Consider the following 23891-nt stretch of genomic DNA (forward strand, 5'->3'; position numbering starts at 1 on the left):
AGGCCGCCATGCGATGCGTCCTTGTCCTGTGTGTCGCGCTGGTGGCCGCTTGCGGCGAGCAGCCGGCCGACCACCTTGCCGATGCCTTGGCCGCTGATCCCGTGCGGCTCAAGGCATTGCGCGCGCAATGCGCGGCCGACCGGCAGGCCACGGGCGAGGACGCTTGCCGCGCCGCTGCCGAAGCCTTCCGGCGGCGCTTCTTCTCCGGCCAGGCTGAGCCGGATGAATACCAGACCTTGGCCGACCTGCCGCCGATCCCGCCGAGCTTCGAGGAGCCGGCCGATGGCGTGGCTCCCGCAATGCCACCCGAACCGGAGGACACGCCATGAATGATGTGACCATCATCGACCAATTCCTCAACACCTTTGCCGCTTATATCGACTCGGGTTTCGGGCTGCTGCGGGGCGAAGTGGCGTTCCTCACGGCCACGCTGATCGTCATCGACATGACGATCGCCGGCCTGTATTGGGCCATGAGCCATGCCACCGGCCAGGGCGAGGACGTGATCGCCAAGCTGCTGCGCAAGGTGCTCTACGTCGGTGCCTTCGCCTACATCATCAATAACTTCAACTGGCTGGCCAGCATCGTGTTCCGCTCGTTTGCGGGATTGGGCATCACCGCCACCGGCTCGGCCATCACGATGGAGAACTTCTTGCAGCCGGGCCGGCTGGCGAAAACCGGTATCGACGCTGGGGCGCCGATTCTGGAGCAGATCGGCGAGATGGCGGGCTTTCCCGAAGTGTTCGTGAACCTCGACCCCATCGTGGTGATGTTCCTCGCGTGGCTGGTCGTGGTCTTGTGCTTCTTCGTGCTGGCGATCCAACTGTTCATCACGTTGATCGAGTTCAAGCTGACCACGCTCGCCGGATTCGTGCTGGTGCCATTCGCGCTCTGGAACAAGACCGCGTTCCTCGCCGAAAAGGTCTTGGGCAACGTAGTGGCCTCCGGCGTCAAGGTTCTGGTGCTGGCCGTGATCGTCGGTATCGGCTCGGGCTTGTTCGCTCAGTTCCAAGTCCATCCCGCCGAGCCGTCTATCGACCACGCGCTGGTCATCATGCTGGCCTCGCTCACCTTGCTGGCGCTCGGGATCTTCGGCCCCGGCATCGCCACGGGCCTCGTGTCCGGTGCGCCGCAGCTCGGCGCTGGCGCAATGGCCGGTGCTGCTGTCGGCGCTGCCGGCACGGCTGTCGCCATCGGCGCCGCCGCGACGGGCGTGGGTAGCGCCGTGGCTGCTGGTGCGCGCATGGCCCCGGCTGCCGCCAAGCTGGCCGGTAGCGGTGCGCGCGCCGCCACGTCGGCGGCCAGCAGTGCGAAGTCGGCGTTCCAGGCCGGTTCCGCCGCCGCTGGCGGCGGCGCAAAGGGCGCGATGGCGGGCCTGGGCAACGTCGCTAAGACCGGCGCGCAGGCAGCCGGGCGAGGCGCTGCATCCCGCGCTTCCGCTGCCGGGCAACGCATGGCCGCTCCCTTCCGCGCTGGCTGGAATGGCGCTGCTGCCGATGGCGGCGCGGGTGCGGCATCCGGTCAGGGTGCCGCAGGCGAGGCCGCATCCGGCGCCGCTACGGCGCAGACACAGGAACAGCCCGCTTGGGCCAAGCGCCTGCATCGCCGCCAGCAACTCACCCACGCCGCGACCACCACCGCCCACGCGCTGCGCGGTGGCGATGGCGGCGGCTCCGGCCAGGGGCCGAGCCTGCGCGATTCCGATTCATAAGGAGAACTGACCATGCGATTCAAGAAACCGCAGGTGCGCTACGCCGACACGCCGCAACCTGCCACGCCGTACCAAGCTGCCGGCCAAGTGTGGGACGAGCGCATCGGCTCGCCGCGCGTGCAGGCGAAGAACTGGCGCCTGATGGCCTTCGGCTGCCTGACGCTTGCGCTGCTGATGGCCGGCGGCCTGGTGTGGCGCTCGGCGCAATCCATCGTGACGCCCTACGTCGTGGAGGTGGACAACGCGGGCCAGGTACGCGCCGTGGGTGAAGCCGCCACGCCATACCGGCCCAACGATGCGCAGACCGCGCACCACATCGCGCGCTTCGTGACGCTGGTGCGCTCGCTGTCCATCGACCCCATCGTCGTCCGCCAGAACTGGCTGGACGCCTACGACTACACGACCGACAAGGGCGCGGCCGTGCTCAACGACTACGCACGGGTCAACGACCCGTTCGCGCGCATCGGCAAGGAGTCGGTGACGGTGCAGATCACCAGCGTCGTGCGCGCCAGCGACACGTCTTTCAACGTGCGCTGGACGGAACGCCGCTACGTCAACGGCGCCGCGGCGGGCTTGGAGCGGTGGACGGCCGTGGTGTCCATCGTGCTCCAGCCGCCGCGCACCGAAGAACGCCTGCGCCAGAACCCCCTGGGCATCTACGTCAACGGCCTGTCATGGAGCCGCGAACTGGATTCTTCCGAAGGAGCCAAGCCATGAATGATCTTTTCCGTAAATCCGCCTTGCCGGTGATCTTGCTTGCCCTGGCGGGCTGCGCTACGCAGGGCAAGCCACCGCCGACCATCTCGCTCGATGAGCCGGTGCAGGCCCAGCCGCTACCCGAGCCACCCACGCCGGTGGAGGTGGTGGCGGTGCCCGAGGTGCTGCCGATGCCGGCGCAGTTGAAGCCATTGCCCGAAGCCGAGGACGCCAAGCCCACGCCGGAGCCAGCCGACGAGAAGGTGCGCGTCTCACGGGCCAATGCCGAGGCGCGCGTCGCACCCACGCGCGAGGGCTACGTCAACGCGATTCAGGTGTGGCCCTTCACCGATGGCGCGCTCTACCAAGTCTATGCGGCCGTGGGCCGCGTGACCGTGGTTTCACTCCAGCCGGGCGAGGAACTGGTGACGGTGGCGGCGGGCGATACCGTGCGCTGGATCGTGGGCGATACGTCGAGCGGCAGCGGTGCTGACCTGCGCGTCAATGTGCTGGTCAAGCCGATCCGCTCGGGCCTCAAGACAAATCTCGTCATCACCACCAACCGCAGGACGTACCTGCTGGAGTTGGCTTCGACGGAAAAGACGTGGATGGCGTCGGCGTCCTGGGAGTATCCGCGCGACCGGATGCTGGCCTTGCAGCGCCGGGCGCAGGCGGCCAGCGCAGCCGCGCCGGTGGATTCCGGCTTGTCCTTGGAGAACCTGCGCTTCCGCTACGCGGTCAGCGGCAGTAATCCGTCGTGGAAGCCGCTGCGCGCCTTCGACGACGGTGCGAAGGTCTATATCCAGTTCCCCGTCGGCATCGCGCAAGGCGAGCTGCCGCCGCTGTTCGTGATCGGGCCGGAAGGCGACGGGCAACTGGTCAACTACCGTTTCCGCTCGCCGTATTACATCGTGGATCGGCTGTTCGGCGCGGCCGAACTTCGCCTGGGCGGAGACAAGGGCGACGTGGTGCGGATTGAGCGCACGGACGGCGTTGCGCGGAGGAACTGACCATGAGCCAGGACGACACCCCCGACCCTGACAACCCGCACGGCGGCCCCGGACCGCCCCCCCCCGGGGGCGAGCCGCCACCCCCCCCCCCCCTCACCCGCCCCCCCCCGCCCCCCCCCGGGGGGGGCCCGCCCCGCGCCCGAAGCGGTGGCGCTGCGCGCCCAGCCGCGCCCGGTCACGCGCCTGAACCGGCGCACGCTGGCCATCCTTGTCGGCGGCCTGTCGGTCGCCGTGCTCGCGGCCACGATCTGGTCGCTGCAACCGCAGCGGCGCGGCACCAACGAGCAGACCGAGCTTTACAACGTCGATCGCGTCTCGAAGTCCGAAGGGCTGGATGCGCTGCCGACGGACTACTCGAAGCTGCCACCAGCCTTGCCGCCCGGTGTGCCCGAGCTGGGGCCGCCGTTGCCCGGCGACCTTGGCCCGGCCATCGTCGCTTCGCAGCAGCCGGTGACGCCGGGCTATTCGCCGCCAGGCCATGATCCCGAAGATGCCTTGCGTAAGGAGGCGGACGCGGCTGCGGCCTCGTCGGTGTTCTTCCGCTCGGGCGGCCAAGGGCAGACCGCCGCCACGGTCGCGCAGGCAGCGCCGGGGGCTGCAAGCACGCTTGCGGCCTTCGATCCGCTCGCTGCTGGGCCTGCCTCAACGGCGGCCCAGCCCGCCGACCCGACCGCCGTGCAGAACCGGCAAGACCAGAAAGAGGCGTTCCTGAAAGCCGGTTCTACGGAAACCCGCAATTCCGGGAATCTGGCGCTGCCCGCGTCGCCGTATCAGGTGATGGCCGGAACGGTGATCGCCGGTGCGCTAGTGACAGGCATCAAGTCGGACTTGCCGGGCGACGTGATCGGCACTGTGACGGAGCCGGTCTATGACACAGCCACCGGCAAGTTCCTGCTGATTCCGCAGGGGGCGCGCATCCTCGGGCGCTACAACAGCCAGGTCGGCTACGGACAGAGCCGCGTACAGGTGGTGTGGAACCGGATCATCCTGCCCGACACGTCCTCGCTGACGCTGGACAACCTTGTCGGCACCGACCCGGCCGGCTACGCGGGCTTGGAGGATGACGTGGACTGGCACTGGAACCGCATCTTTGCCGGTGCGGTGCTGACGACGCTGCTGGGCGTCGGCGCAGAACTGGCCGCGCCAGAGAACCGCCAGGACGGCAACCGCATCGTCATCGCCGGACGTGACAGCGCCCAGGACAGCATCAATCAGGTCGGCCAGGAAATCACCCGGCGCAACATGAACATCCAACCGACGCTGACCGAGCGGCCGGGCCTGCCGGTGCGGATCATCGTTAACCGGGATCTAGTGCTGCGGCCCTACCAGCCGCTGTTCTTCAATCGGGGAGCTTCGCAATGAACGCGACCAAGAAACTGCGGCTTGGGCCGCTGCCCAAGACCGAGAACGTCAAGCTTACCTTCGCGTGCCCGGCCAGCCTGAAAGCCGACCTCGACCGCTACGCCGCACTGCACGCGCAGGCGTATGGCGAGGCGGTCGATGCAGAGAAGTTGATCCCGCACATGCTGGAGGCGTTCATTGCCGGCGACCGGGGATTCAGGAAGGGAGGCGCGAGCAGGCCCGCACCGCCGAAGCCGAGCTGACAATGCACGGATACTTTGCCGACGCACCCTCGAACGCGCAGCCCAACGCTGCGCGTTCTTCGTTCTGGAGCGCCGCGACCGATTGGGCTATGATGGCCGAGCAAGCCTGCCGTCTGCTGGCAATCGCCCCGACGCAGTACGCTCCGGCTTTCTACCGCGACGCTCTTATGTGGCTCCTAGCCCACAAAGCCGCAGCCCCGCAAAGCGGCCCGAAGTAGAGCTAAACCCGTGTCCTGTATAAGCTTTCAAGCCCCCAGCGATTTTCACTGAGGGCTTGACACAGGCACTTTTTTGTGCCCAGCGAAAAGCATCTGAAAAGCACCACCTGGCGGTGGGAGGCACATCGCCTTCGGCGCGGGTTCGATGTTAGGAATATCTGCTTCCCAAGGCCGCAGATTTGCACTTTAGTCAAGAAAAGATCCATGGATCGCATGGACAAAATCGCATGGCGATCTACCTTGAAATTGTGGAGAGGCAATCGCGCCTTCCGAACCATCAAGGAAATCGACATGAAGATTCATCACCTCGTCAGCGACGGAACACAAGCGGTGGCCATCACCCAATCTGCATCGAGTGGTGGCGGATACGCACACCCGGTGAAGCTCTCTGCCATTCGCTTCGACGTGAAAGACGCTGAAGCGGTGTTCCAAGAGCTCAATAAGTCAGGCCATCGTCACGAGAAGTCGTTCGAAGTGATTGAGCGCTGGGACGTTGACGCTCGAAATCAGGGGCCGAATTCGAAGTTCGGTCGAACCCTCGCCGCGCTAGTGGACGAGGCGCGGGACCACCTGAAAGGGTCAGTGATCTACGAGGCCAAGGACATGTCGCAGGAAACCATGGGCGCGCTTAAGGCGCGGTCTAAGCAGGCCAAGCTTTCGCAGGCGCTTCCTGCCGCCAGCGGTCCGAGCATGGTCATCGGCGGCCAGGTGTGGAGCCCGCGCGTAGAAGCGCAGAAGGAAACGCCAGTGGCCAGTCAGGAAGTCCCCCAGCAGCGCATGCGCCTCTAAACGCATCCATCCCCACAATCAGGAGAACCCACATGAACGTCCAGATCGCCCAATCGATGAACAACGCCAACGATGACCAGGAGCGCTACGCCATACTGGCCGGCTTCGCCCGCGGCAACGACGAGTTGCGCGCCAAGGGTGCTGCAGAAGAACTGGTGGACGCGCTCTACTACGCGGGCGCCGCCTTCAACCGCTGGAAGGCCATCGCCACCGTCCGCGAAGCTGCGGCGGCCTGAGGAGCTGGTGATGCTGCCCTTGCGCAACCCCCGCCTAGACAACCCCATGGGGCGCCTGCCGACGTCCTTCATCAACGCCCAGGATGCCGACGAGGTCCGGCGGTTGGCCGAGCATCACGGTATCCCGTTCAACGAAGCCGTGCGACAGATTGTGTCGCTCTACTTCCGCCAGCCATTCCCACTTTCAAGCAAGCGAATGGGCGACAGCAAGACCGACCGGTTGCCCGAGATGGTGGCCCCGCGCCACATTGTCGAAGGCATTGCTGTTCTGGCGTCTTCGTTGGGCCACACCCGCGGCGAAGTGTTGCGTCAGATCATTCGGGGCACGTTGAGGAAGCGCCGTGGCCGTGATTGATCGCACCCCGCCACCGCCCGGCAGCCCCAGCGCGGAACTGATTCACGCGTGCGTCGAGGGCAACCTGGTGGGGGTGCTTGAGGCGCTCTGCAATGGAGCGAACCCCAACGCATGGCGGGAGAACGAAGGTCCGGCCATCCATTCCGCGTTGGCCTGGCCGCGAATCGTCGAAGCCTTGATCGAAGCGGGGGCGGAACCGCACGCGCGCAACTTCTGGAGCGAGAGGCCGTTGGAGAAGCTCGCGGCGGACTACCAGTCTAGCGAGCATCCGGTGGAGCGGGGGCGCATGGAGCAGACTGCGCGTCTGCTGTTGAGGCTTGGCGGCAACGCCTACCGCGCCAGCCCATTCTGGCGGACAGGAACCCTGCGCGACGCGATGCCCCAGGTGGTGGCGGAAGTGGAAGCCGAACTGCGGCAGCAGCTGCTGCAGGACAGGCTGGTGACCGTGGCCGACACGCCGACGGCAAGCCGGCCGCGTCTTTAAGCAAGAGCCACTGCACAACGCCGCCACCGGCCGCTGCGCGACCGGCGATCTGAAAAGCACTCGATGGAAGAAAGGCAGCAACGCCTTCGGCGCATATTCGATGTTAGGAATATTTGCGTGAAATTGCGCAGTTTTTGATTTTAGTCTTGAAAAGATCCATTGCAGCCATGGACATTTTCATGCGCCGATCTACCTTGAATGTGTGGAAGGCAATCCGCCAACCAAACTTAGAAGGAAGATCATCATGACAATCAAGACCTACACACCCGCCAAAGCCATTCGCGCTGCTGCTCTCAAAGTTGCCCAGGACAAAGGCTCCGTCGAAGTTGCGGCAGGCGTCTATTTGAACTCGCAGGAAAGCATCGTGGCGGACCAAGCCGACTGGAGCGACGAAGACGGCGCTAAGAAAGTCGACTTCATGAAAGCCCCGTTCTGGATCACCACCGACGATGGCCAGGTTCAACCTGTCTATGGCGTGGACGATGAGGATCTGATCGACATCCTCGCCAACGCCTAAACCACTCGCCTCTACCTGGACCGACAGCCATGACCATTTCGACCTTCATCCCCTTGGCCCTCACTATGCTGCCCTTGAGCGTTTGGCTCGGGGCTCGCATCTCGAACGCCATCGAAAACGCCACCTGGGCCTTTTGAGGTCGCCATGGCAGCACGGCACTACTACTTCGCTTATGAGCGCACCGATGGCGAGGTGTGCTACCTGCCCAAACTCCTGCACGAGGGCATCCAGCGCTACCCGCACACCATCGGCCACTACCATCTGACGCAATGGCTGGGCGTGAGCAAGCTGCTGACGCCAGAGCAATACAAGGAGATGGGCTGGATGGGCACGAACCGCCCGATCGCCAGGCGTGCCGCCGCAGCAACGGCCTGATGGCGTCTCACCGACTGAAACACGCTCCAGGCAAAATGGCGCCATGAATCAGTCCGCTTCCCCCGAAACCGACAACGTCTTCCTTCATGCGCCTGCCTACGGTCTGCTGCTAGGTCAGACCACCTGCCATTTCTGCCGGGCCCAGACGCCCACGGCGGCGGTGTGGGTGCCCTCGTTCGAGGAGCGAGACGAAGAGGGCGTGGTGGACCAGGGCGAGGGCGCCTTGCTGCGCTACATCGAGCACCTGGATGAAGGCGCCACCGCTTTCGTAACCGGCCACGCCCCCTGGCTTCGCTACGCCCCCACCCGCACGTCGGGCCAGATCTACTTGGCCCACCACTGCACCACGTGCGGCGCGCTCCAGGGCGACCACTTCGTCTTTTCCCCCGATGGCCCGTATTGGCCCGAAGGCGACGTCCAACTGGCCTCCCTTCGGTTCATCCGCGGCCTGGGCCAGCTCACCGCGCAGGCCTCCGCTGGGCAAAGCGCCTGGATGGACCGGGTGCCTTTGATCTGCACCCAGGTCTGACGTTTTTCGCATTCCAACCGCGTATCGGTGTGCCGTTCGGCACGCCATTGGGGCCCTTTGCGCTTCGCGCGGCCCCATCGCCCGGCTTCTCCGGTCAAGGGCCATTCCAGGGCCCGTGTCCTCGCTTCACTGCGGGCCGCGCCAGCCCTTCCATTTCCTCCCTTGACCGCGCCGAGCGGTGGGGCGGTGGGTTTCCCATTCCAAGTCATCCGGACCGGATGCCCTGGACCGGGCCATTACTCACCAGCGAGGAAACAACATGTTCGAGTCTTCCGATCTCATCCATTCCTACACCCGCGCCCAAGCGATTGAGGACGGCGTCCTGGTGGACGTGTCCGACGTGGCGAAGGAAGCAGGCTTCAAGCTGTCCGTGGCCATTACACGCGCCGCGTGGGCACGCTACGTCGAAGTGCCCGCGGGACTGGAGATGTGCGGGCAGTCCGTGGAGGGCCGGCTTTGGGACGTGCTCTTCATGCTCCACGTGGCGATCCAGCGGGAGAGCGGCGACACGTCCGAGATCCATTACCAGCTGTTGGTGGCCATGCCCGATGTGGGCGACTGGCAGGCGAACGAAGCGGTTCCGGATGATCGCTCGGGCTTGACCCGGTCGACGCACCGGCTTGTTACCTTGAAAGCCTTGTGTGGGCCGGGGGACAACCTGGAACCGGTGGTGACAATCATGCTGCCGAACGAGGATTGACGAGAGGGGCCGGGCAACCGGCCCTCATCGTTTTCCAGTCCTGTTCCCGCGGCTACCATGAAGGCAGGACACGAGAGGGGTTGGGGATGGAGAAGTTCGATTGGTCGAAGGTGGAGTTCGCGCGCACGCCTTGGCGAAGCCAGGTCATCCCTGACGCGCTGCCCATCCTCATCCGTTGGGCCCAGGAGGGTGAGGCTCATTCCTACAGTGACCTGGCCCAGGAGCTGCACGACACCTTCGGGCACGAGATCAAACCCCGCAAGGACCTCTACGGCACCGTGGCCGGTGGCGTGGCCCAGGCGCTCCAGTGGCTCAGCGAGCAGTGGAAGGAACCCATCCCGCCGCTCCACGCGATCGTGATCAACAAGGCTACGAAACACCCCGGGGATGGCGCCATCACCATCTCCCCGGCTTACTTCGCCGGCAAGAAGCTGGACACCGAAGACGAGCGCTGCGCGCACCTGCGAGAGGCGATGGAAGATGTCTTCACCTACCCGGACTGGGACCGGGTCGCCCGCGCCTTGGGCGCCACGATGCTGACCCCGGCAACGGGAGCGGTGACCGAGGTGGCGGCCGACGCGCCGCTGCCGCTTCCGAAAGTCCAGGAGAGTGGAAAGCCTGAGAGCGACGAGCACAAAGCCTTGAAAGCTTGGGTGGCAAGCCATCCCGAGGAGTTCGTGGATTACGGGATCTTCCCCGCAGGCAGCAACGAGAAGCTGCTGAGCTCCGGTGATCGGCTGGACGCGCACTTCGACAACGGTAAGCAGCGGCTGGCAGTGGAGGTGAAAACCAGCCGATGCAGCGAAGACGAGCTGCAGCGGGGCGTCTACCAGGCGGTAAAGTATCGCGCGATCGTCCGGGCGGAACAGAAGGCCATGCGTTACGTGCCCAACGGGGAAGCGGTCCTGGTGTGCACGCGCGCGCCAAACGCGGAAACCAGGGCTCTGATCAAGCGCCTGCAGGTCAGGTTTCAGCAGGTCCCGCTGGAAGCGGAGCAGTCATGACGCACGAAGAACTGGAACAGCGGGTCAGGCAGATCGACGGTTTCATTCGAGTGCTGACGCAGGAGTGCCACATCCTGGACGAACGCCGGCACATCCTATCGCCCCTCATCCAAGACCCGGAGATCCAGGCGGGCCTGAAGGCCAAGCTGGACAAGACTCCCGGCGCAAACGCCTGGAACCATCTGGCGCCTTTGCTGGGGCAGGACTTGGTCCGCGACCTGTCGCGGCTGTTTCTCGACAACGATCCGAGGTCGGGGAGCCTGACCAACCTCTGGCGCAAGATCCATGCGGACCCGGGTATCAAGGAACACTTTCGGGGCCTCTACGGACGAATGTTCGATCACCTCCACGACGAGCCTATTGGCGATCTGTCGCCGGAGATGTCAGCCATCTTCCAGGAGAAGTTCCGGGAACAGGACAGGGTTACGAACTACGCGCAGTTTGATGAGCGTTGGTCGAAGCTGGAGGCCGACATGGAGGTGCTGAAAACGCACCCGGTGGTCATCAAGATCAAGACCATACGCGACAAGCATCATGCGCACCTGGAGATGAGCAAGTTAGATGAGGAGCCCCGCGCTTTCGACATCAGCACCATCGGGCTGACGTTCACGGAACTGCTGGACTTCAGCGACGAATGCCAGGCCATGGTGGCAGAGCTCGGCTTGCTCTTGACCGGAACGAACTGGGATCCGAAGCAGTTTGCATCCGTCCACGAAAAGAACGGCAAGGCCATGTGGCGAACCCTCGCAGGCCTCAAGTAGCCAGCCGATCCGTTATGGGTTCACTACCATGCAGGTGAAAACCTGGTAGTCGCAATCCGGCCAGGGTGCGTCCCACCGCTCGGCGTAACCGCTGGCGTAGGTGACCCCGTCATGGGCCGCGTCGCACACCTGGCCACCGCAACCGTAGCCGTTGCCGTCGCCTTGAGAGCTGACGCAGATGGCGCCCCCGGTGCCACCACCTTGGGCTCCGCATCCACCGATGCTCTCGCTGGTGAGCACCCATTCCCAACGCGACGAACAGCTGGCGCGGTAGCCGAAGTTGTTCTCCATGCCGCCGCCCCAGTTCGTGTATTCGCTGAGCGCGTAATAGGCGCCGCCGTTCAAGGGCTGGCTCGGGATGGAGTCCTTGCAGGCATTGAACGCGGACTGGTCAGAAATGCCGCTGCGACCGCCCCAGGAAGCATTGCATCCACCACCCAGACCATCGTTGTAGGACACCGTCTCTCCATCCAGGTTGCCGAAGTTCGGCGCCAAGGAGTGGACGTCGAGCTCCCACGAGCAGCTAGGGCCCGTGATCGGCGTGCAAGTGTTGCCGACGGTGGCCCAAGGCGTGATGGCGGACCAGCCCGACCACGCAGACCAGCCGCTCCAGGAGAATGGCCCGGTGGGAGCGGGGCAATACGCTGACCGCGTGCGGCTTCGCTGCTCTTGACGGCTTTGAGTGATTTCACCGACCTGGCCAGCGGGGCACGCGGTTGTTTGGGAGGCGCTGCGGGTTTCGCTGTCGGTTTGCGTGCTGGGGGTGGGCAAGATGCATGCGGGCGCGCATGTGTTGCTCGTCAGCGACCATGAGCCCCAGCTTCCCAACCCTGAGCACACAAAAGAGCGGTGCTCCTGGATCTCGCCGAGTTGGCCAGTGGGACAGGTCAGAGTGCGGCTTTCAGGACCAGGGCAGGGCATGCAAGTGTTGCTGGTGTCCGTCCACGGTCCTGCCGTCATCGTTCCAGCCCACGCTTCGTAGACCAAGGGGTCGGGCCCGCAGTGATGGCGCCGCGATTGAAACGCCTGTCCCACCGATCCAGCTGGGCAGCTCACCGTTCGGTTCTCCGAGCTCTCGACGCACGCTGCCACCGTGGTGGGCGGAGGGAGTGGAGGTGTCGCCGGAGGCGGAGGTGGCGTGTTCGGAACAGCGGGGGGAGGCGTCGGTGGCACCACGGGTGCCGACGGTGGTGGGGAGATGGAAGGAGCGGGGTTGATGGGGCCCACGGGAGCAGCGGGCCCCACTGGCCCAGCAGGACCCACGGGGCCGCCCACGGGAGGAGAGCCGGGAGGGGTGATTGAGGTCGGGGAGGGCGGAAGCTGCAGCGGTGAGGCCGCCACCGCAGCTCCCGCCACCAGCCCGGTGTGGTGGACGAATGCAATGCGGCCATCGCCGTCCGCGCAGGCATCCGTCAATGCTTGAAGATCGAGGCGCCCGCCGTGGTTGCGAATCACCGAAATGTCCGACACCTGGACGTCCCACGGGGCGCGTGAGTTGGCGGCCACGAAGTTGGCACACGATTGGGTTGGCACGTTGTGGTGAACGATGGAGAAGCCGTCCCCGAATCGCGTCACGGTGTAGGGCTCCACGGTCACCGGGCCGCCCCAGGCGTTGGTCAGCCAGCCGTCACCGCGGGTCAACCGGGAGGGGGCCAGGCCATCGCGCACGATCGCAACTTCGCTAACTCCAGCGAACGTGCCCAGCAGGCCGAACGAATTTTCAACCCGAGTGGACAGCTCGCGCAGGTTCTCCGATTCGTTGGAAACCTTCGCTTTCGCGGAAACGTGCTGATAGCTCGCAAACGCGACGACGGAGAAGACGGTCAGCCCGGCCAGGGTGAGCAGCGTTTCCACCATGCCGAAGCCCAGCGCGTGGCGCACCCCGCTGGAAAGGCGAGAGGGGGAGGGAAGTTTGCGCAGAGAGGGAGGTGTCTTCATGCATTTCAGCATGCGATGCACTGGTGGTTTGGCAAGCCCCTGTTTTTAGTCAGACTTTTTGCGATTTGCCCCCTTGACTCGACCTGTCGGTGTGGTTGCATGGGGTTAAGCCGATTAAACGAGTGGGGCGACCTACTCATAAACGGTCAAACCTAAACCGACAGGAATCACCCCATGCACCAAATCTTACTGGCCGTGCTCCAACCCCGCTCGGGCTTGTTCATGAACGCCGCCAACGAGCCTTGCCGAGGCTTCGTTGAAGCCGCCCACATCCCCAACTCGAAACGCCATCGGCTGGTTCGCCTGGCGAAAGAGAAAGCCCACTTCGAGCAGAAGAGCCGAAAAGAGGCGAAGTGGAAATGAGCGCCCTCAACCCCAAAGAGCACTTCGCCCGCGAGCTCCACGCCGCGGTCCAGGCCAACAACCCGTTTCTGCTGCGCCACCTGGTGCGCCGCATTCATCAAGCCCGAATCGACGCCTGGCGGTCAGCTGAGGAAAATCGTGGCTTCCCGTCGCTGGATGCCCCATTGAGCCCGCAAGGAATCACGGCGTTCCACCTGGCTTGCATGGGGTGGAAGGCGTATCGCGACAGTCCCCACTTGGCCTACGGGTTCAACCAGATGGCCCTCATCCTGGCGGCCGCGGGCGCGGACCCCTTCGCCGAATACTGGATCGGCAATCAGCGCCGAACGATCTTCGAGGAACTGGATGGCGATGTTCCACCCGCGTTGAAGGACTGGATGGCTGAGCAGCCCTTTGATCTCCACGTGTCACCGTCCGAAACCATGATCACCCAGCGGACGCTTCCCCCCATCAAGTGTGGGGTGAGGTCACCCCAGCAGTGCGCCATGTTCAAGGAAAAGAGTCCGGCGCCTTAACGGCTAAAACATATGCAAAAACATGCACTTGCGTTGCGATTGACTCTCTGTAGAGTCGGTTGGGCTACCCCTACCTACTCATTTGATGGAGTTTTCAATGCGCTTGTGCTGCTTCTCCCTGAAGGGCGGTGTCGGCCGCACCACCTTGGCCCTGAACCTCGCCGGGTGTTACGCCCGCGACCCCAGGCTGCGTGTGCTGGTGAACGACCGGGACCCCCAGGGCGGCGCCAGCGCCTTTGCGGCCCTGTCGGATGAAACCCCGTTCTCGGTGGGTCGCTCGCGTTCCCCAGGGTTTCAGATTGAGATCACTGACACCCCGCCCAGGCTCCCGGACAATGAAGTGATTCCCGAGGCCGATCTCTACCTGGTCCCCACGCTGCTGGACGGTGCCAGCTTCCTCATCTTCCTGCGGACGGTGGAGGTGCTGGAGAAGAAGGGCAAGCGTTATCTGCCCATCGCCAATCGGGCGAACGAGAAACGCGCTTCTCACCGTCGCCGGCTGGAGCATCCAAAGATGGCCGGAGCAGTTCTTGTGCGTGACCGGGCCCTGATCGCGGACTGCTACGAGCAGGGCCAGACGGTGTTCGACGCTGCCGACCGGTGGGCCCTGAAAGCCCAGGAAGAGATCCACGGGTTGGCCGTGAGGGTGCGCAAGACCCTCAAGCGTGACGCCAAGGGGAGGGCTGCGGCATGATGGACCTTCCTTTGGTGTCCCTCCCAGACCTACCCATGGCCACTCGCAAAGCTCCCGCCAAGAAAGCGGCGACGAAAAAAACTGCCAAGCGCACGCTGGATGACGTCAAGAACGTCACTCACACCAAGGCGTCGCGCCAGAGCACGAAGGCCGAGCCGGCGATCGGGCGCATTCCTGAGCACATCCTTCTGGGGCCGGGCGACTACCCGGAGCGGAAGTCCTACTTCGACTACGACGACAGCCAGCGGGCGGGCACGGTGGGTGGGAAGCGGGTTCACATGGTCATGCCCCGATCGGTCACCCTCCACGATTACCGCCGGCGCGAGGATGGCCTGCGCCACCACCGGGCCATGGTGACGATCCCACCGAAGCTTCGGGAAAACATCGCCAAGCTGTTCGGTTACGAGGATTCCGAGGACGCCGGCCGCGAAGTGGCCCTGACCACCGCGATGGTGGCGCTGGCGGACTATGCCGCCGCGACACTCATCAAAGAGAAGACCCTGTTGGTCGTGAGCTCGCCGGCGGACGAGCACGCCGAGGAGCGGAAAGCCGCCAGGGTGGCCGTGCGGAACCGGGGCAAGGCCAAGAACGGGAAGATCTACTGACCCTGGCTCCGGTCGAGAGAGGACACGCATGCTTCCCGATTCACTTTTGGAGGAGCTTCGGAGCGCCGGGGAGGGGTCTACCCTGGACTACAAAGCTGAGCGTTACAAGTTTGCAAAAGCTTCAGAGGACGAAAAGTCCGAGTTGTTGAAAGACATCCTGGCGATGGCCAACACCCAACGTCAGGGTGAGGCTTACATCTTGATGGGGTTCAAGGAGAACGCCCCGCATCCTGCAGAAGTGGTGGGAGTGCCCGCCCAGGGCGCGATCGACGATTCGCGGGTGCAGCAGTTCGTCAATGAAAAGCTGGAGAGCAAGCTCAACTTCAAGTATGAGGAGCAGCTCTTCGATGGCAAGCACATCGCGGTCATCACCATCCCCAAGCAGTCCCGGCCGTTCTACGTCACCAAGACCTACGGCAAGGTGGAAGCCAATACGGTCTACCTGCGCCGCGGCAGCGCGACCGGAATCGCCACCCCGCGCGAGATCTACCGGATGGGGGTTGCCGATCAATCGAAAGGCGAGGCGCTGTTCGACCTGCTGGTGCTTGACCAGGACAACCGCCCACTGGGCGATCACTTTGAACGGGCGTTCCTGACCTTCGACAAGCTGCCCGATTACCGGCGGGAGCAACCCTCGGCGTTCATGGCGGCTCCCAACTTCAACAGGGAAAATCGCCACTACTGGAGGGAAGGAGCGGACTACCTTCAGTCGAAGAACTGCCTCATCCGCATCCGGCTGGCCCTGACCAATCGCTCCACTTTCGCCCTGACCGACGCCAAGCTCGAAGTCACCTGGACCAACGACGGGGGGCAGCCGTTCAAGATGTTGACCGCCGACGACTTGCCGGATCTGCCGGCCGAGGAATGGAACATCCGGCCTTCGTTCTCTGGCGACAGCCGAACCGAAGTGGACGAGGAAGGACCCGAGCCGCTCTATCTGTCATTGCTGGGAACTGTCCGCCCGGGTGAGACGCGGCGTGTGGGGGAAGACCTGGCATTCCTTCCGATGAAGCCCGGTGCATACACCATGAAGGTCAGGGTGTTGGCGAACGAAATTTCCCAGCCCGGCACGAGCGAACGTGTGCTGACGGTTGATGGCGAATGCCAGCATCTGAGCATTGAGGAGTTGCTGGAGCGCCTGGATGACGACGACGAGCAGAGCGACGGCGATTAGGGCCGTGTGGTCGTATCGTCAGGCCTGGATGGGCGGCCCTTCGGCGCCCAAGGAGGTCAAAGGCTTCCGCGCCGCCACCCAACGCCCTGCCAGCTCGTCCACGTCCGCCTGAAGAGCGTCGCGCTCCCCTGACAGGTAAGGCCGCAACCGGCCAGCGTCAACGTCCTCGTCCCGTTTTGCCAACCGACGGCGGGCGTCCAGCCACCGTTCCTTCGTTTCCTGCTCCCGGGCGGCCTGGCGCTTGGCTCGCATCCGAACCGCGCTGGCCTTGGTGCTGAATACCAAGGGGCTGCCTTCCCGATGGGAGGGCCAAGGTTTCTCATGCGGGAAAGTCCGCCGGCGGCGCACTTGGTGGAAGCTGGGGTAGCGCACCCGCCAGCTGTCTTGCCAGGTTCGATCGCCACCGGCGGCGCTGCCTTCGCCTAAGTCTACGACCAACGCGTGGTGCTCGATGAGCTGCCAGACAGCCGTTTGAAAAACTTCCTCCGACACGTCAAAACCCACCACCTCTTCGTGTTCCAGCCACCGGGCCCGGTGCACCTGACGCAGCAGGGCGGCGGCGCTGTTGCGTGAGGGTTGATCGCGTTGGGCCAGCGGCCAGCCCACAAACCATCCGCCCCCATGCCGTTCCACGTGGACGAGAAACCTGGGGTGCTTCCAGCGTTCCTGGAGGAGGGCAAGCACGGTTGAAGGCTTGGCGTAGTGCCCTGCAGAGGTCAGGTGGTTGTCCGAGCGTTTGAGCACCTTCAGGCGTTCTTCCTTCAGGGCGTTGAGATGGTCGGCGGGCACCCGGCCTGCCAGCTCTTCCCAGGCCAACAGGTCGCGCGCGCCCCGTTCGGCTGCACACGCCTTGCAGGCCATCCGCAGGTTTGACGGTTCGACGGGGCCACCCTGGGTGAACGGAACGAGGGGTGAGAGCCCCCACGATTGCCGCCGGGTCACGTCGATGGGCGAGCAACAGAACGCACACGCCGGGTCATCTTGTCGCCGCAGGAGGTCTAGCGCCCACCGGGGGTTTTCAGCGGCACGGGCGCGGTGCTTTTCCAACACACGTTGAGCGAATGAGCCGAATTCGTCAGTGCTCATTGGCGGGTCTCCGGTGAACGGTAGTGGGTTGAAGACCACGATGGTTGGCGGGTGTGAGGCGACGAACAAACCCCCTCACTCGATTGACTAAAACGAAAAGTCGCGCGGAATTCCGAACCACGATTCGGTTTGCGAGGGCGGCTGCTCCCGTGTGACTAAAACGACCCGCGCGGTGCATCCAGCGTCCCTCAACTGGTTTGACTAAAACGAATGCCTCAACCGTTTTCGAGTGCAACGCTGATGGGTTGCGGGGGTCACTGATGAGGGTTGGCCGGCGAGAAGATGCGGGTGGCCGAACGAACGCAGCTGTCTGTCCGTGCGAGGTGCGACGGAGGGCGAGAGGGGTAGGGGAGCGTGGGGTGAGGGAAGGCATGGCGTGAACGTGGAGAGAGATGAACCGGTGGGGGATGCACTACCAATACCTCTGCAATGGCGATCCGCAAGGGGGGCGAAAAGCAACGGCAACAGCTCCGCGTCGGTTGAAGCAGTGTCGGCCCAGGCACCGAAGCAGAAGCCTGGAGGGTGTCCTGGACTCGTCATACACATGACGCACTGAAGTGGGTGTGCGCTTCGCGCCCAAAATCTGCGTCACGATTGGCGAAATCTCAATGCAATCAAGACCTGACCTTGTCACCAGTGAATGGAGACAGCGTCGGAGCTTGTTAGGGCGTTTCGCCCATGTTTTTCAGGCTCCTGCGGTGGGGCCTTGCCAAGTCGCAGATTCCAGGTATCGGTGGAGTAATACCGAAACGGAGTTACTCGACCAATGGCGTTCGTTCGTCAAAACGTAAACCTGGACAACGAGCAACTGAAACTGGCTCGCCGTCTTGCTCGCGAGACCGGCATGCCGTTCAACGCTTACGTGCGCGATGCACTGGAGCGGCACAACGCGAGCGTCACATTAGCCGCGGCGCTGGAGAACTCCAACGCTCACCTGGAGTTTCTCCTCGATCAACTGCGCGAGGAGAACGCGACCTTGCGCCGGTCTCTCCAGGAAGACCAGAAGCGGCTGCGCGACGAGATGAAGGCCGAGCAGTCCCAGGCCATTCAGAACTACGAAGACGTGTTGCGTCGTGTCCTGACATCTCTCTCCCAGCACCCAGCCAAGAGCACCGGTGCGGCCAAGGCGCCCGCACCTAATCCCATGCTCGCCCCCCGCGCCTGACTTCCTTCCCCCCACGTATAGGAGATCCATCCCATGAAACGTTCCACCTTCCCAATCACCCTTTGCCTGGTCGCCTGCCTGCCGATGGCAATGCCGCTGCAGGTCATGGCGCAGACCAACCCGTCGGAGACGGTCGCTTCCACCGATGAGAAGCCCAAGACCGACAAGAAGCGCGTCTTCAAGGCCGGTGGCATCGGCTGCGTCGCCGGTGGCGCGCTGGCCTACCTGACTGGCAAGAAGGACCGAGCCGTTGCTGCATGCGCCGCGGGTGCGGCCGTGGGTGCCACGGCGTCCTACATGAAGCAGCAGCGCGAACATGCCGAAGAGGCCGCGGATGCTGCACGAGCGGCTGGCATGAAGGCCGAAGTCGTCACGAGGACCGAGACGGTCGAAGGCAAGCAGGAAGCCGCCCTGGATTCGCTGCGCTTGAACTACAACCCCGCCGACATGAAGCGGCTGGACAAGGACACCCAGGCGTTCCTGGACAAGTTCGCCGGCTTGCTGACCAAGTCGACCAACGGGCTCACGGTCGTGTTTCAGGGCGCCGATAAGACCGCCTGCCAGGTGCCCATCGTGGAGCTGGCCAAGCGCGGTGCGTTGTCGAAGGTGACGGTGGACGACCGCTGCGGCAAGGGCGAGCACGTGATCGTCGTGACCCCGGTGCCAGACGTTCGCTGATACCGATTGCCCGGGTATCACCCGATGCCCGGGCTTCCTTCCCCCACTCCCAGGAGAACCCATGACCCCCGAAGAACTGATCCGCAAGCGGAAGCGCGATGAACTGTTGAAGCGTGCCAACGCGGCCCAGACCACTGCTCCATCGGTGGAGGAAAAGCTGGTGTCCGACAACACCAAGGAAACCCTGAAAGCCGCCGGTCACTGGGCCGGGGTCATCGGCAAGCGCGCCGCCGAGCTGACCCAGAAGGGGGCGGCTGTAGCCGCGGAGAAGGCAAGGGACGTCAAGGCGACCGTGGACGCCAGGCTAGCCAAGGCCGCGGAAGAACGAGTTGAAGCTACGAAAGAAGATTGGTCGAGCACGCCGACGGTCCAACAGGCCGAAGTCGAGGTGGCGACAAAGTTCTTGAACAGCGAGGGGCCGGGTTATCTCGTGGCTGACGGCATGGCTCAGGACCTTGTGCTTGTTGATGGGGAGGTATGGGAGGGCAAAGCACCCTCCGCCGAAATGGCAGCCGAGGACGTGGTCGAAGCGTTACCCGTCCATGAGCCAGCTGCAATTGCCGGCGAAGCAGTTGCGGTTGAGGTGGGCGAAGCGACTCTTGTGGCAGCACCGATTGAACAACAGCCGGTCGTGGAGGCGCCTGACTTGGCACCGGAGGTGGGCGCTCTTTCGGATCTGCCAGCAGATGCTGTCGAAGAACCTCAGGTGACCAATGACGTTTCGATCGGGCAGAGCGAGTTGGCTCTCGGTGCTGTTGAGGAGCCTAGTCACTCACCGGACGCCACGGCTCCAGAGGGGCCGCAGGTGTCCCTGCAATCTAGGCTCCGCACCCGTTGGCCCTGGGTCTTGGGTGGCGTGGTGGCGGTGTCATTGGTCGCTGGGGCGCTCCACTTCCTGCAAGAGAAGAATGAGCAGCCGCCGCCGAGCGCGTCAGCTCCCGTGGCACCGATTGCCACTCCGGTTGTTCCCGAACAGGTGTCCGAGGTGGTGGAGGCTCCCGTGGTCGCGCCCGCGCCAGCAGTGCTTCCAGAGCAGGCCAGGCCAGTGCCCACGATCGCGAAACCCGAGCCTGTCGCCGCTCCCGCGGTGACGGCGTCAGCGCCGAAAGAGGCCCAACCCAAGCCTTCGCCGAAACGTGCGTCACCCCCGTTGCCGAAGAAAGCCCCCGCACCATCTGCCGAGCGGAAGAACGATTGGCAGCAGAAGGCGAGCGACGACCTCGACGCTTGGGCGGAGAAGTCCGGCATCAAGTGATCCCCCTTGCCAACTCGCGGATTCGATCTAGAAAGAAGTGACCTACTCATCAATCAAGGGGGAAACATGTTCCAGTGGCTGTTCACGCAATACCGGGAACCCGGAAAGCTTCACTTCGGCTCGAAGTGGATGAACCTTCACGGGCGACTGCTCATCGGAAGCCCCGAGTCGCTGGGCATGGGGCACCTGACGGAAGCCGTGAGGCGTTCGTTCTACTACCTGCGCGCCGATCGCGTGCCGCCGGTGGACAACGACGCGGCTTATGAAGCCTGGACGAAGGATCGGCTCTACGCGAGCCAGGTGGAGCAGGTGGCTGAGCGCTGGGTGGCCCAGGCGGGCTTCCTGGCGATCGCGCCGTTGTGCGCGGTGCTCGCCGTCCTGTCGCACTGGCTTGGCAACTAAGGGAGGAACAACGCCATGGCTTTGAACATCAACATTCTGAGCGTCATCGACTGGACGAGCGGCCTGGGGCGCAAATTCCGCCGTAGGGAAGGCGAGGCCTCAACCATCCGCGAAACCATCATCGTTCAATCGAACGCACAGTTCGAAAACCTGGTGGGGCGCTTCGATCTGAGCGACCGGGTGCGCAGCCGCGTCCTGGACGTTCCTTCAGAGGACACCCAACTGGCTGCAGAGTGCGGCGCAGTGTGGAACGAGGAGAAGAACGCGTTCCTTGTGCCGGAAGGGATGAGCGAGGACGACTTTCAGGAGTGGTGGCCGAAGGTCCCGGAGGACCTGCGCGACAGCCAGTCCCGCATCACCATCACCAAGAACGGCCGCCGGGCCGAAGGCTTCCTTCAGGGCAACGACATGGGGCAGGGCAATGACAGCATTGCCACTCCCCTGATGTATCTCGCGTTCCCTGCGATTGGAGCGCTGACTTTGTTCCTGGTCTCGTGGATCGGCTGGGCGGGCTGGGCCTTCCTGCTGACGACCATTCCCTACTTTATCGCCCTGAAGCAGGGCGAGAGCATGAAGGAAGCCTTGAAGGCCTTGGTGCTCCTCCAGTGGATTCCGATGGGCATGGCGGGCATGTCAAAGTTCAGCGCTCTAGGAGTCGGAGGTGCGGCAGCGGGTTCGGCTGGGCTCCAGGCTTACATGGCCTTCTTCACCAAGGCCGCGGTCATCGCCTTTGGCCTGGTGGGTGTGATCTTCGTGGTCTGCCTGGTGGCTGCCGCCTCCCATCCCCACCGCGGCGTCATCGGCGGCACCGCCGCCCGGTTCATCCAGGCGATGAAGTGGGTGGGCATCATTCTGGGCGCGCTCCTGGTTGCCAAGGTTCTGCCCTGGGGCCTGGGTGATGCTGTGCCTTTCGTGCTGGCCTGCATGTATGCCATGCAGTTCACCGAGGGCAACTTCGTCCAGACCGGTGCTCGCCTCTGCCTGCAGAACAACGACAACAACTTGGGCACCCAAGGGGCCTTGGTCAACTCGCACGTGAAGGCGCGTGAGCAGCAGGCTCAGAACGCGCTGAATGACACGACGCCGCTGATCACGATCGGCCGCGCCACCGGCCATCTCACCGACAAGGGTTACGGCTATTCTCCTGACAAGGGGACGATCATGAGGCTGTCCTTGCGTGACCTGACTCAAGGCCTGATCGTCTTTGGCATGCCCGGAACGGGCAAGTCATACAGCATCCTGCGCCCGATTGCGCGCCGCTATCGGCGGGCGGTAGAGGCCATTGCACGGAAGGCTGGCAAGAAGGGAATGGCGGGTGGTGCACTGATCGCTGATGGAAAGGACGGGGCCATCATCTCCGACCTGGAGGATTTGTTCGACATCGTGGTGAAGCCGGGTCTGGCCGTCGGTCCTTATGAGGGATTGGAGCCGGATCAGATCGTGAAGGCGTTGCGTGGTGCGTCCGGTGGCGTCGTGGATGAAAAGTCCAAGTTGTGGTCCGACGGTGGCGATGCGTTCATCTACCACACCGGAATCATCTTGAAGGCCTTGGTCGAGCACGAGAAAAACTACCGTGCTTGGTGCATGGCCAAGCTCGATGGGTTGGAAGAATCCCAGCTGCTCCTGAAACTCGAAGAGCGCAAGCTCCGCAAACTTGGCCAGAACACCACCGAAGTGGAAGAACGGTTGGCGGATGTGGTCCAGGAAATGGGTCTCTACTCCTGCGTGGTGGATTCTGATCGAGGCTGGGCCTACACCCCCTTGCACCACGCCAAGCTTCTGTCCAACGTCGAGCGAGTGATTCCCACCGGGACGATCCCCAAGCCCAACCCGAAGATCATGGAAGTGATCAAGTATCTGGGACTGGAAGAGCCGGACAACAGCCTGGATGAAGAAGGGCGTGCGACGCATGCCGCGTATCTGAACGCTTACCGGAAGCGCCAGCAGAACGAGCCGCAAACGATCCACCCGGATCTGAAACGTCCCATGTCGCAGCTTCAGAGCTCCCTGGAGTGGGCGCTGCTGGAAGTTCCGGCCATGAACGCCGAACAACGGCAGTCGTTCACGCTGAACTCCCGTGGTCTGCTGGAGAAGCTGTTGCGGGGTGAGAAGCTGCGCGACGCCAACGACATCCCCTGGCACTCGATCGAGAAGGGTGAGGTGGACGTGTCCAAGGCACTTTATGGCGAGATGGTGGGCCTGTTCCTGCCGCCTACCCAATACGGCGACGCGGGCGAGATGATGATGCGTCTGCTCAAGCAGCGGGTGATGAATGGCATCAAGGCCCGCGGTGCGCACGGTGACAAGTGGCGGCAAGCATTGCCAGGCCAGGTGGAGGTCATGCTGATGATGGATGAGGCCCACCTGTTGCTTACGGCCGACGACACGGACATGTTCTCCATTTCACGCTCGTTGGGCCTGATGCCCGTGTTGGCAACCCAAGGGTTCGAGAGTCTGGAGGATGCATTTGGCAGTCGCACGAAAGCTGAGCTTCTAGCGAACCTCATGCAATCGGTTGGCGCGCTGAGGTGCTCTTTCAACACCGTGGAGTATCTGATCAAGCGGTTCGGCCAAGCCATGCTGACGACCTTCAAGCAAAAGACGCGCGGCATCGACTACAAGGGTGGCCTGGAAAACTACCGTCACTCGGTCCTCAACGATCCGAACCACCCCCATGCGGCCGTCTTCGACAAGATGCGCCTGGAAGGTGCGGGCCGCCTGACCGCCTTGCGTGTGGATCCGGCCACGGGTCGCCGCTGGAGGATCGGCGCGGAGGACGTCATTGGTCAGGACGAGCTGGCCCGTGACATCGACATGCCCACTGGTGGGAAGCGGGAAGTCCAGCCTCTCTTCGGGCCTGAGGAGTATCAGGCCCTGCTGGAGCCCCGCGGCCACGCCATCGTTGCCTTGAACCGCGCCGGTCACAAGCGCATCGACCTGGCCGAGCTGGTTCCGGATCTGGACTGACGGAGAGCGGCAAGGGGGTTCGCCCCCTTGCCAATCCGCCGATTTGATCAACTCTCGATG

General features: G+C 63.8%; 28 protein-coding genes and 1 pseudogene. 26 read left to right on the forward strand and 3 right to left on the reverse strand.

Annotated features, from left to right (window positions below; genetic code table 11):
- Positions 1-8: 8 nt before the first annotated feature.
- The 16 genes from ACVOMF_RS00515 to ACVOMF_RS00590 all read left to right on the forward strand — a co-directional run bounded on the left by ACVOMF_RS00515 (position 9) and on the right by ACVOMF_RS00590 (position 10989).
- Positions 9-329: a hypothetical protein gene (locus tag ACVOMF_RS00515; protein ID WP_023093966.1), complete on the forward strand. Its 321-nt coding sequence runs from the start codon at positions 9-11 to the stop codon at positions 327-329.
- Positions 326-1711 carry a P-type conjugative transfer protein TrbL gene (gene trbL, locus ACVOMF_RS00520; RefSeq protein WP_033979860.1) on the forward strand — a complete coding sequence of 462 codons (1386 nt, stop codon included), beginning with the start codon at positions 326-328 and terminating at the stop codon, positions 1709-1711. Before ACVOMF_RS00515 ends, trbL begins: the two co-directional genes overlap by 4 nt.
- Positions 1712-1723: 12 nt before the next feature.
- On the forward strand, positions 1724-2428 hold the full coding sequence (trbF, locus tag ACVOMF_RS00525) for a conjugal transfer protein TrbF (RefSeq protein WP_012076301.1): 705 nt from the start codon (positions 1724-1726) through the stop codon (positions 2426-2428).
- Positions 2425-3417: a P-type conjugative transfer protein TrbG gene (gene trbG, locus ACVOMF_RS00530; protein ID WP_481507573.1), complete on the forward strand. Its 993-nt coding sequence runs from the start codon at positions 2425-2427 to the stop codon at positions 3415-3417. Before trbF ends, trbG begins: the two co-directional genes overlap by 4 nt.
- A gap of 147 nt (positions 3418-3564) precedes the next feature.
- Positions 3565-4779 (forward strand): TraB/TrbI/VirB10 family type IV secretion system protein, encoded by a 1215-nt coding sequence (locus ACVOMF_RS00535; protein WP_481507574.1) that lies wholly within the window; start codon positions 3565-3567, stop codon positions 4777-4779.
- On the forward strand, positions 4776-5021 hold the full coding sequence (locus ACVOMF_RS00540; protein WP_023093971.1) for a DUF2274 domain-containing protein: 246 nt from the start codon (positions 4776-4778) through the stop codon (positions 5019-5021). The genes ACVOMF_RS00535 and ACVOMF_RS00540 overlap by 4 nt, the downstream gene beginning before the upstream one ends.
- 422 nt (positions 5022-5443) lie before the next feature.
- Complete coding sequence (locus tag ACVOMF_RS00545; RefSeq protein WP_481507575.1) at positions 5444-6028, forward strand: hypothetical protein; 585 nt, start codon at positions 5444-5446, stop codon at positions 6026-6028.
- A 32-nt stretch (positions 6029-6060) separates the two neighbouring features.
- On the forward strand, positions 6061-6264 hold the full coding sequence (locus ACVOMF_RS00550; RefSeq protein ID WP_422937671.1) for a hypothetical protein: 204 nt from the start codon (positions 6061-6063) through the stop codon (positions 6262-6264).
- 10 nt (positions 6265-6274) lie between these two features.
- A complete protein-coding gene (locus ACVOMF_RS00555) occupies positions 6275-6619 on the forward strand; it encodes a hypothetical protein (RefSeq protein WP_481507576.1) in 345 nt (114 codons plus the stop codon).
- Positions 6606-7103: a hypothetical protein gene (locus ACVOMF_RS00560; RefSeq protein ID WP_481507577.1), complete on the forward strand. Its 498-nt coding sequence runs from the start codon at positions 6606-6608 to the stop codon at positions 7101-7103. The genes ACVOMF_RS00555 and ACVOMF_RS00560 overlap by 14 nt, the downstream gene beginning before the upstream one ends.
- Before the next feature lie 244 nt (positions 7104-7347).
- Positions 7348-7620 (forward strand): hypothetical protein, encoded by a 273-nt coding sequence (locus ACVOMF_RS00565; protein WP_481507578.1) that lies wholly within the window; start codon positions 7348-7350, stop codon positions 7618-7620.
- Between the two features lie 144 nt (positions 7621-7764).
- Complete coding sequence (locus tag ACVOMF_RS00570) at positions 7765-7995, forward strand: hypothetical protein (RefSeq protein WP_180849787.1); 231 nt, start codon at positions 7765-7767, stop codon at positions 7993-7995.
- Positions 7996-8038: 43 nt separating this feature from the next.
- Entirely contained in the window at positions 8039-8524 is a 486-nt protein-coding gene (locus ACVOMF_RS00575) for a hypothetical protein (RefSeq protein WP_180849786.1), read from the forward strand.
- 259 nt (positions 8525-8783) lie between these two features.
- On the forward strand, positions 8784-9224 hold the full coding sequence (locus tag ACVOMF_RS00580; RefSeq protein WP_481507579.1) for a DUF6573 family protein: 441 nt from the start codon (positions 8784-8786) through the stop codon (positions 9222-9224).
- A gap of 86 nt (positions 9225-9310) precedes the next feature.
- Positions 9311-10228 (forward strand): hypothetical protein, encoded by a 918-nt coding sequence (locus tag ACVOMF_RS00585; RefSeq protein WP_481507580.1) that lies wholly within the window; start codon positions 9311-9313, stop codon positions 10226-10228.
- Positions 10225-10989, forward strand: a complete 765-nt coding sequence (locus ACVOMF_RS00590) for an AbiU2 domain-containing protein (protein WP_164177660.1) — start codon at positions 10225-10227, stop codon at positions 10987-10989. The genes ACVOMF_RS00585 and ACVOMF_RS00590 overlap by 4 nt, the downstream gene beginning before the upstream one ends.
- A 12-nt stretch (positions 10990-11001) precedes the next feature.
- Here ACVOMF_RS00590 and ACVOMF_RS00595 read toward each other — a convergent pair whose 3' ends face one another.
- Entirely contained in the window at positions 11002-11448 is a 447-nt protein-coding gene (locus ACVOMF_RS00595; RefSeq protein WP_481507614.1) for a hypothetical protein, read from the reverse strand.
- 927 nt (positions 11449-12375) lie between these two features.
- A pseudogene (locus tag ACVOMF_RS00600) lies at positions 12376-12939 on the reverse strand (type 4 pilus major pilin); the annotation flags it as partial.
- Between the two features lie 162 nt (positions 12940-13101).
- On the opposite strand from ACVOMF_RS00600, the gene ACVOMF_RS00605 reads away from it, so the two are divergent.
- From ACVOMF_RS00605 to ACVOMF_RS00625, 5 genes are all read left to right on the forward strand, one after another.
- On the forward strand, positions 13102-13290 hold the full coding sequence (locus tag ACVOMF_RS00605; RefSeq protein WP_133320368.1) for a hypothetical protein: 189 nt from the start codon (positions 13102-13104) through the stop codon (positions 13288-13290).
- Positions 13287-13805: a hypothetical protein gene (locus tag ACVOMF_RS00610; RefSeq protein WP_481507581.1), complete on the forward strand. Its 519-nt coding sequence runs from the start codon at positions 13287-13289 to the stop codon at positions 13803-13805. The genes ACVOMF_RS00605 and ACVOMF_RS00610 overlap by 4 nt, the downstream gene beginning before the upstream one ends.
- A 97-nt stretch (positions 13806-13902) precedes the next feature.
- Complete coding sequence (locus ACVOMF_RS00615; RefSeq protein WP_481507582.1) at positions 13903-14499, forward strand: ParA family protein; 597 nt, start codon at positions 13903-13905, stop codon at positions 14497-14499.
- A 35-nt stretch (positions 14500-14534) separates the two neighbouring features.
- A complete protein-coding gene (locus ACVOMF_RS00620; protein ID WP_481507583.1) occupies positions 14535-15104 on the forward strand; it encodes a hypothetical protein in 570 nt (189 codons plus the stop codon).
- A gap of 28 nt (positions 15105-15132) precedes the next feature.
- On the forward strand, positions 15133-16278 hold the full coding sequence (locus ACVOMF_RS00625) for an AlbA family DNA-binding domain-containing protein (RefSeq protein WP_481507584.1): 1146 nt from the start codon (positions 15133-15135) through the stop codon (positions 16276-16278).
- A gap of 18 nt (positions 16279-16296) precedes the next feature.
- Here ACVOMF_RS00625 and ACVOMF_RS00630 read toward each other — a convergent pair whose 3' ends face one another.
- Positions 16297-17364, reverse strand: a complete 1068-nt coding sequence (locus ACVOMF_RS00630) for a hypothetical protein (RefSeq protein ID WP_481507585.1) — start codon at positions 17362-17364, stop codon at positions 16297-16299.
- 766 nt (positions 17365-18130) lie between these two features.
- On the opposite strand from ACVOMF_RS00630, the gene ACVOMF_RS00635 reads away from it, so the two are divergent.
- The 5 genes from ACVOMF_RS00635 to ACVOMF_RS00655 all read left to right on the forward strand — a co-directional run bounded on the left by ACVOMF_RS00635 (position 18131) and on the right by ACVOMF_RS00655 (position 23831).
- The gene (locus ACVOMF_RS00635; protein WP_481507586.1) at positions 18131-18529 is read left to right on the forward strand and encodes a hypothetical protein; all 399 of its coding nucleotides are present in this window, start codon (positions 18131-18133) and stop codon (positions 18527-18529) included.
- Positions 18530-18562: 33 nt separating this feature from the next.
- Positions 18563-19207 carry a hypothetical protein gene (locus ACVOMF_RS00640; RefSeq protein ID WP_481507587.1) on the forward strand — a complete coding sequence of 215 codons (645 nt, stop codon included), beginning with the start codon at positions 18563-18565 and terminating at the stop codon, positions 19205-19207.
- Between the two features lie 61 nt (positions 19208-19268).
- Positions 19269-20462, forward strand: a complete 1194-nt coding sequence (locus tag ACVOMF_RS00645) for a hypothetical protein (RefSeq protein WP_481507588.1) — start codon at positions 19269-19271, stop codon at positions 20460-20462.
- A gap of 66 nt (positions 20463-20528) precedes the next feature.
- Complete coding sequence (locus ACVOMF_RS00650) at positions 20529-20864, forward strand: hypothetical protein (RefSeq protein WP_481507589.1); 336 nt, start codon at positions 20529-20531, stop codon at positions 20862-20864.
- A gap of 15 nt (positions 20865-20879) precedes the next feature.
- A complete protein-coding gene (locus ACVOMF_RS00655) occupies positions 20880-23831 on the forward strand; it encodes a TraM recognition domain-containing protein (protein WP_481507590.1) in 2952 nt (983 codons plus the stop codon).
- Positions 23832-23891 lie beyond the last annotated feature (60 nt).

The organism is Stenotrophomonas sp. STEN022 (assembly GCF_056760155.1).

What these genes read in the sequence shown, in the direction of transcription:
- ACVOMF_RS00620 (WP_481507583.1), top strand. Translation starts at nt 14,535, where the DNA reads ATGGCCACTCGCAAAGCTCCCGCCAAGAAAGCGGCGACGAAAAAAACT.
- ACVOMF_RS00625 (WP_481507584.1), top strand. Translation starts at nt 15,133, where the DNA reads ATGCTTCCCGATTCACTTTTGGAGGAGCTTCGGAGCGCCGGGGAGGGG.
- trbG (WP_481507573.1), top strand. Translation starts at nt 2,425, where the DNA reads ATGAATGATCTTTTCCGTAAATCCGCCTTGCCGGTGATCTTGCTTGCC.
- ACVOMF_RS00615 (WP_481507582.1), top strand. Translation starts at nt 13,903, where the DNA reads ATGCGCTTGTGCTGCTTCTCCCTGAAGGGCGGTGTCGGCCGCACCACC.
- ACVOMF_RS00580 (WP_481507579.1), top strand. Translation starts at nt 8,784, where the DNA reads ATGTTCGAGTCTTCCGATCTCATCCATTCCTACACCCGCGCCCAAGCG.
- ACVOMF_RS00565 (WP_481507578.1), top strand. Translation starts at nt 7,348, where the DNA reads ATGACAATCAAGACCTACACACCCGCCAAAGCCATTCGCGCTGCTGCT.
- ACVOMF_RS00640 (WP_481507587.1), top strand. Translation starts at nt 18,563, where the DNA reads ATGAAACGTTCCACCTTCCCAATCACCCTTTGCCTGGTCGCCTGCCTG.
- ACVOMF_RS00605 (WP_133320368.1), top strand. Translation starts at nt 13,102, where the DNA reads ATGCACCAAATCTTACTGGCCGTGCTCCAACCCCGCTCGGGCTTGTTC.
- ACVOMF_RS00545 (WP_481507575.1), top strand. Translation starts at nt 5,444, where the DNA reads ATGGATCGCATGGACAAAATCGCATGGCGATCTACCTTGAAATTGTGG.
- ACVOMF_RS00630 (WP_481507585.1), bottom strand. Translation starts at nt 17,364, where the DNA reads ATGAGCACTGACGAATTCGGCTCATTCGCTCAACGTGTGTTGGAAAAG.
- ACVOMF_RS00610 (WP_481507581.1), top strand. Translation starts at nt 13,287, where the DNA reads ATGAGCGCCCTCAACCCCAAAGAGCACTTCGCCCGCGAGCTCCACGCC.
- ACVOMF_RS00645 (WP_481507588.1), top strand. Translation starts at nt 19,269, where the DNA reads ATGACCCCCGAAGAACTGATCCGCAAGCGGAAGCGCGATGAACTGTTG.
- trbF (WP_012076301.1), top strand. Translation starts at nt 1,724, where the DNA reads ATGCGATTCAAGAAACCGCAGGTGCGCTACGCCGACACGCCGCAACCT.
- ACVOMF_RS00585 (WP_481507580.1), top strand. Translation starts at nt 9,311, where the DNA reads ATGGAGAAGTTCGATTGGTCGAAGGTGGAGTTCGCGCGCACGCCTTGG.
- ACVOMF_RS00550 (WP_422937671.1), top strand. Translation starts at nt 6,061, where the DNA reads ATGAACGTCCAGATCGCCCAATCGATGAACAACGCCAACGATGACCAG.
- ACVOMF_RS00555 (WP_481507576.1), top strand. Translation starts at nt 6,275, where the DNA reads ATGCTGCCCTTGCGCAACCCCCGCCTAGACAACCCCATGGGGCGCCTG.
- ACVOMF_RS00515 (WP_023093966.1), top strand. Translation starts at nt 9, where the DNA reads ATGCGATGCGTCCTTGTCCTGTGTGTCGCGCTGGTGGCCGCTTGCGGC.
- ACVOMF_RS00650 (WP_481507589.1), top strand. Translation starts at nt 20,529, where the DNA reads ATGTTCCAGTGGCTGTTCACGCAATACCGGGAACCCGGAAAGCTTCAC.
- ACVOMF_RS00540 (WP_023093971.1), top strand. Translation starts at nt 4,776, where the DNA reads ATGAACGCGACCAAGAAACTGCGGCTTGGGCCGCTGCCCAAGACCGAG.
- ACVOMF_RS00590 (WP_164177660.1), top strand. Translation starts at nt 10,225, where the DNA reads ATGACGCACGAAGAACTGGAACAGCGGGTCAGGCAGATCGACGGTTTC.
- ACVOMF_RS00575 (WP_180849786.1), top strand. Translation starts at nt 8,039, where the DNA reads ATGAATCAGTCCGCTTCCCCCGAAACCGACAACGTCTTCCTTCATGCG.
- ACVOMF_RS00655 (WP_481507590.1), top strand. Translation starts at nt 20,880, where the DNA reads ATGGCTTTGAACATCAACATTCTGAGCGTCATCGACTGGACGAGCGGC.
- ACVOMF_RS00570 (WP_180849787.1), top strand. Translation starts at nt 7,765, where the DNA reads ATGGCAGCACGGCACTACTACTTCGCTTATGAGCGCACCGATGGCGAG.
- trbL (WP_033979860.1), top strand. Translation starts at nt 326, where the DNA reads ATGAATGATGTGACCATCATCGACCAATTCCTCAACACCTTTGCCGCT.
- ACVOMF_RS00635 (WP_481507586.1), top strand. Translation starts at nt 18,131, where the DNA reads ATGGCGTTCGTTCGTCAAAACGTAAACCTGGACAACGAGCAACTGAAA.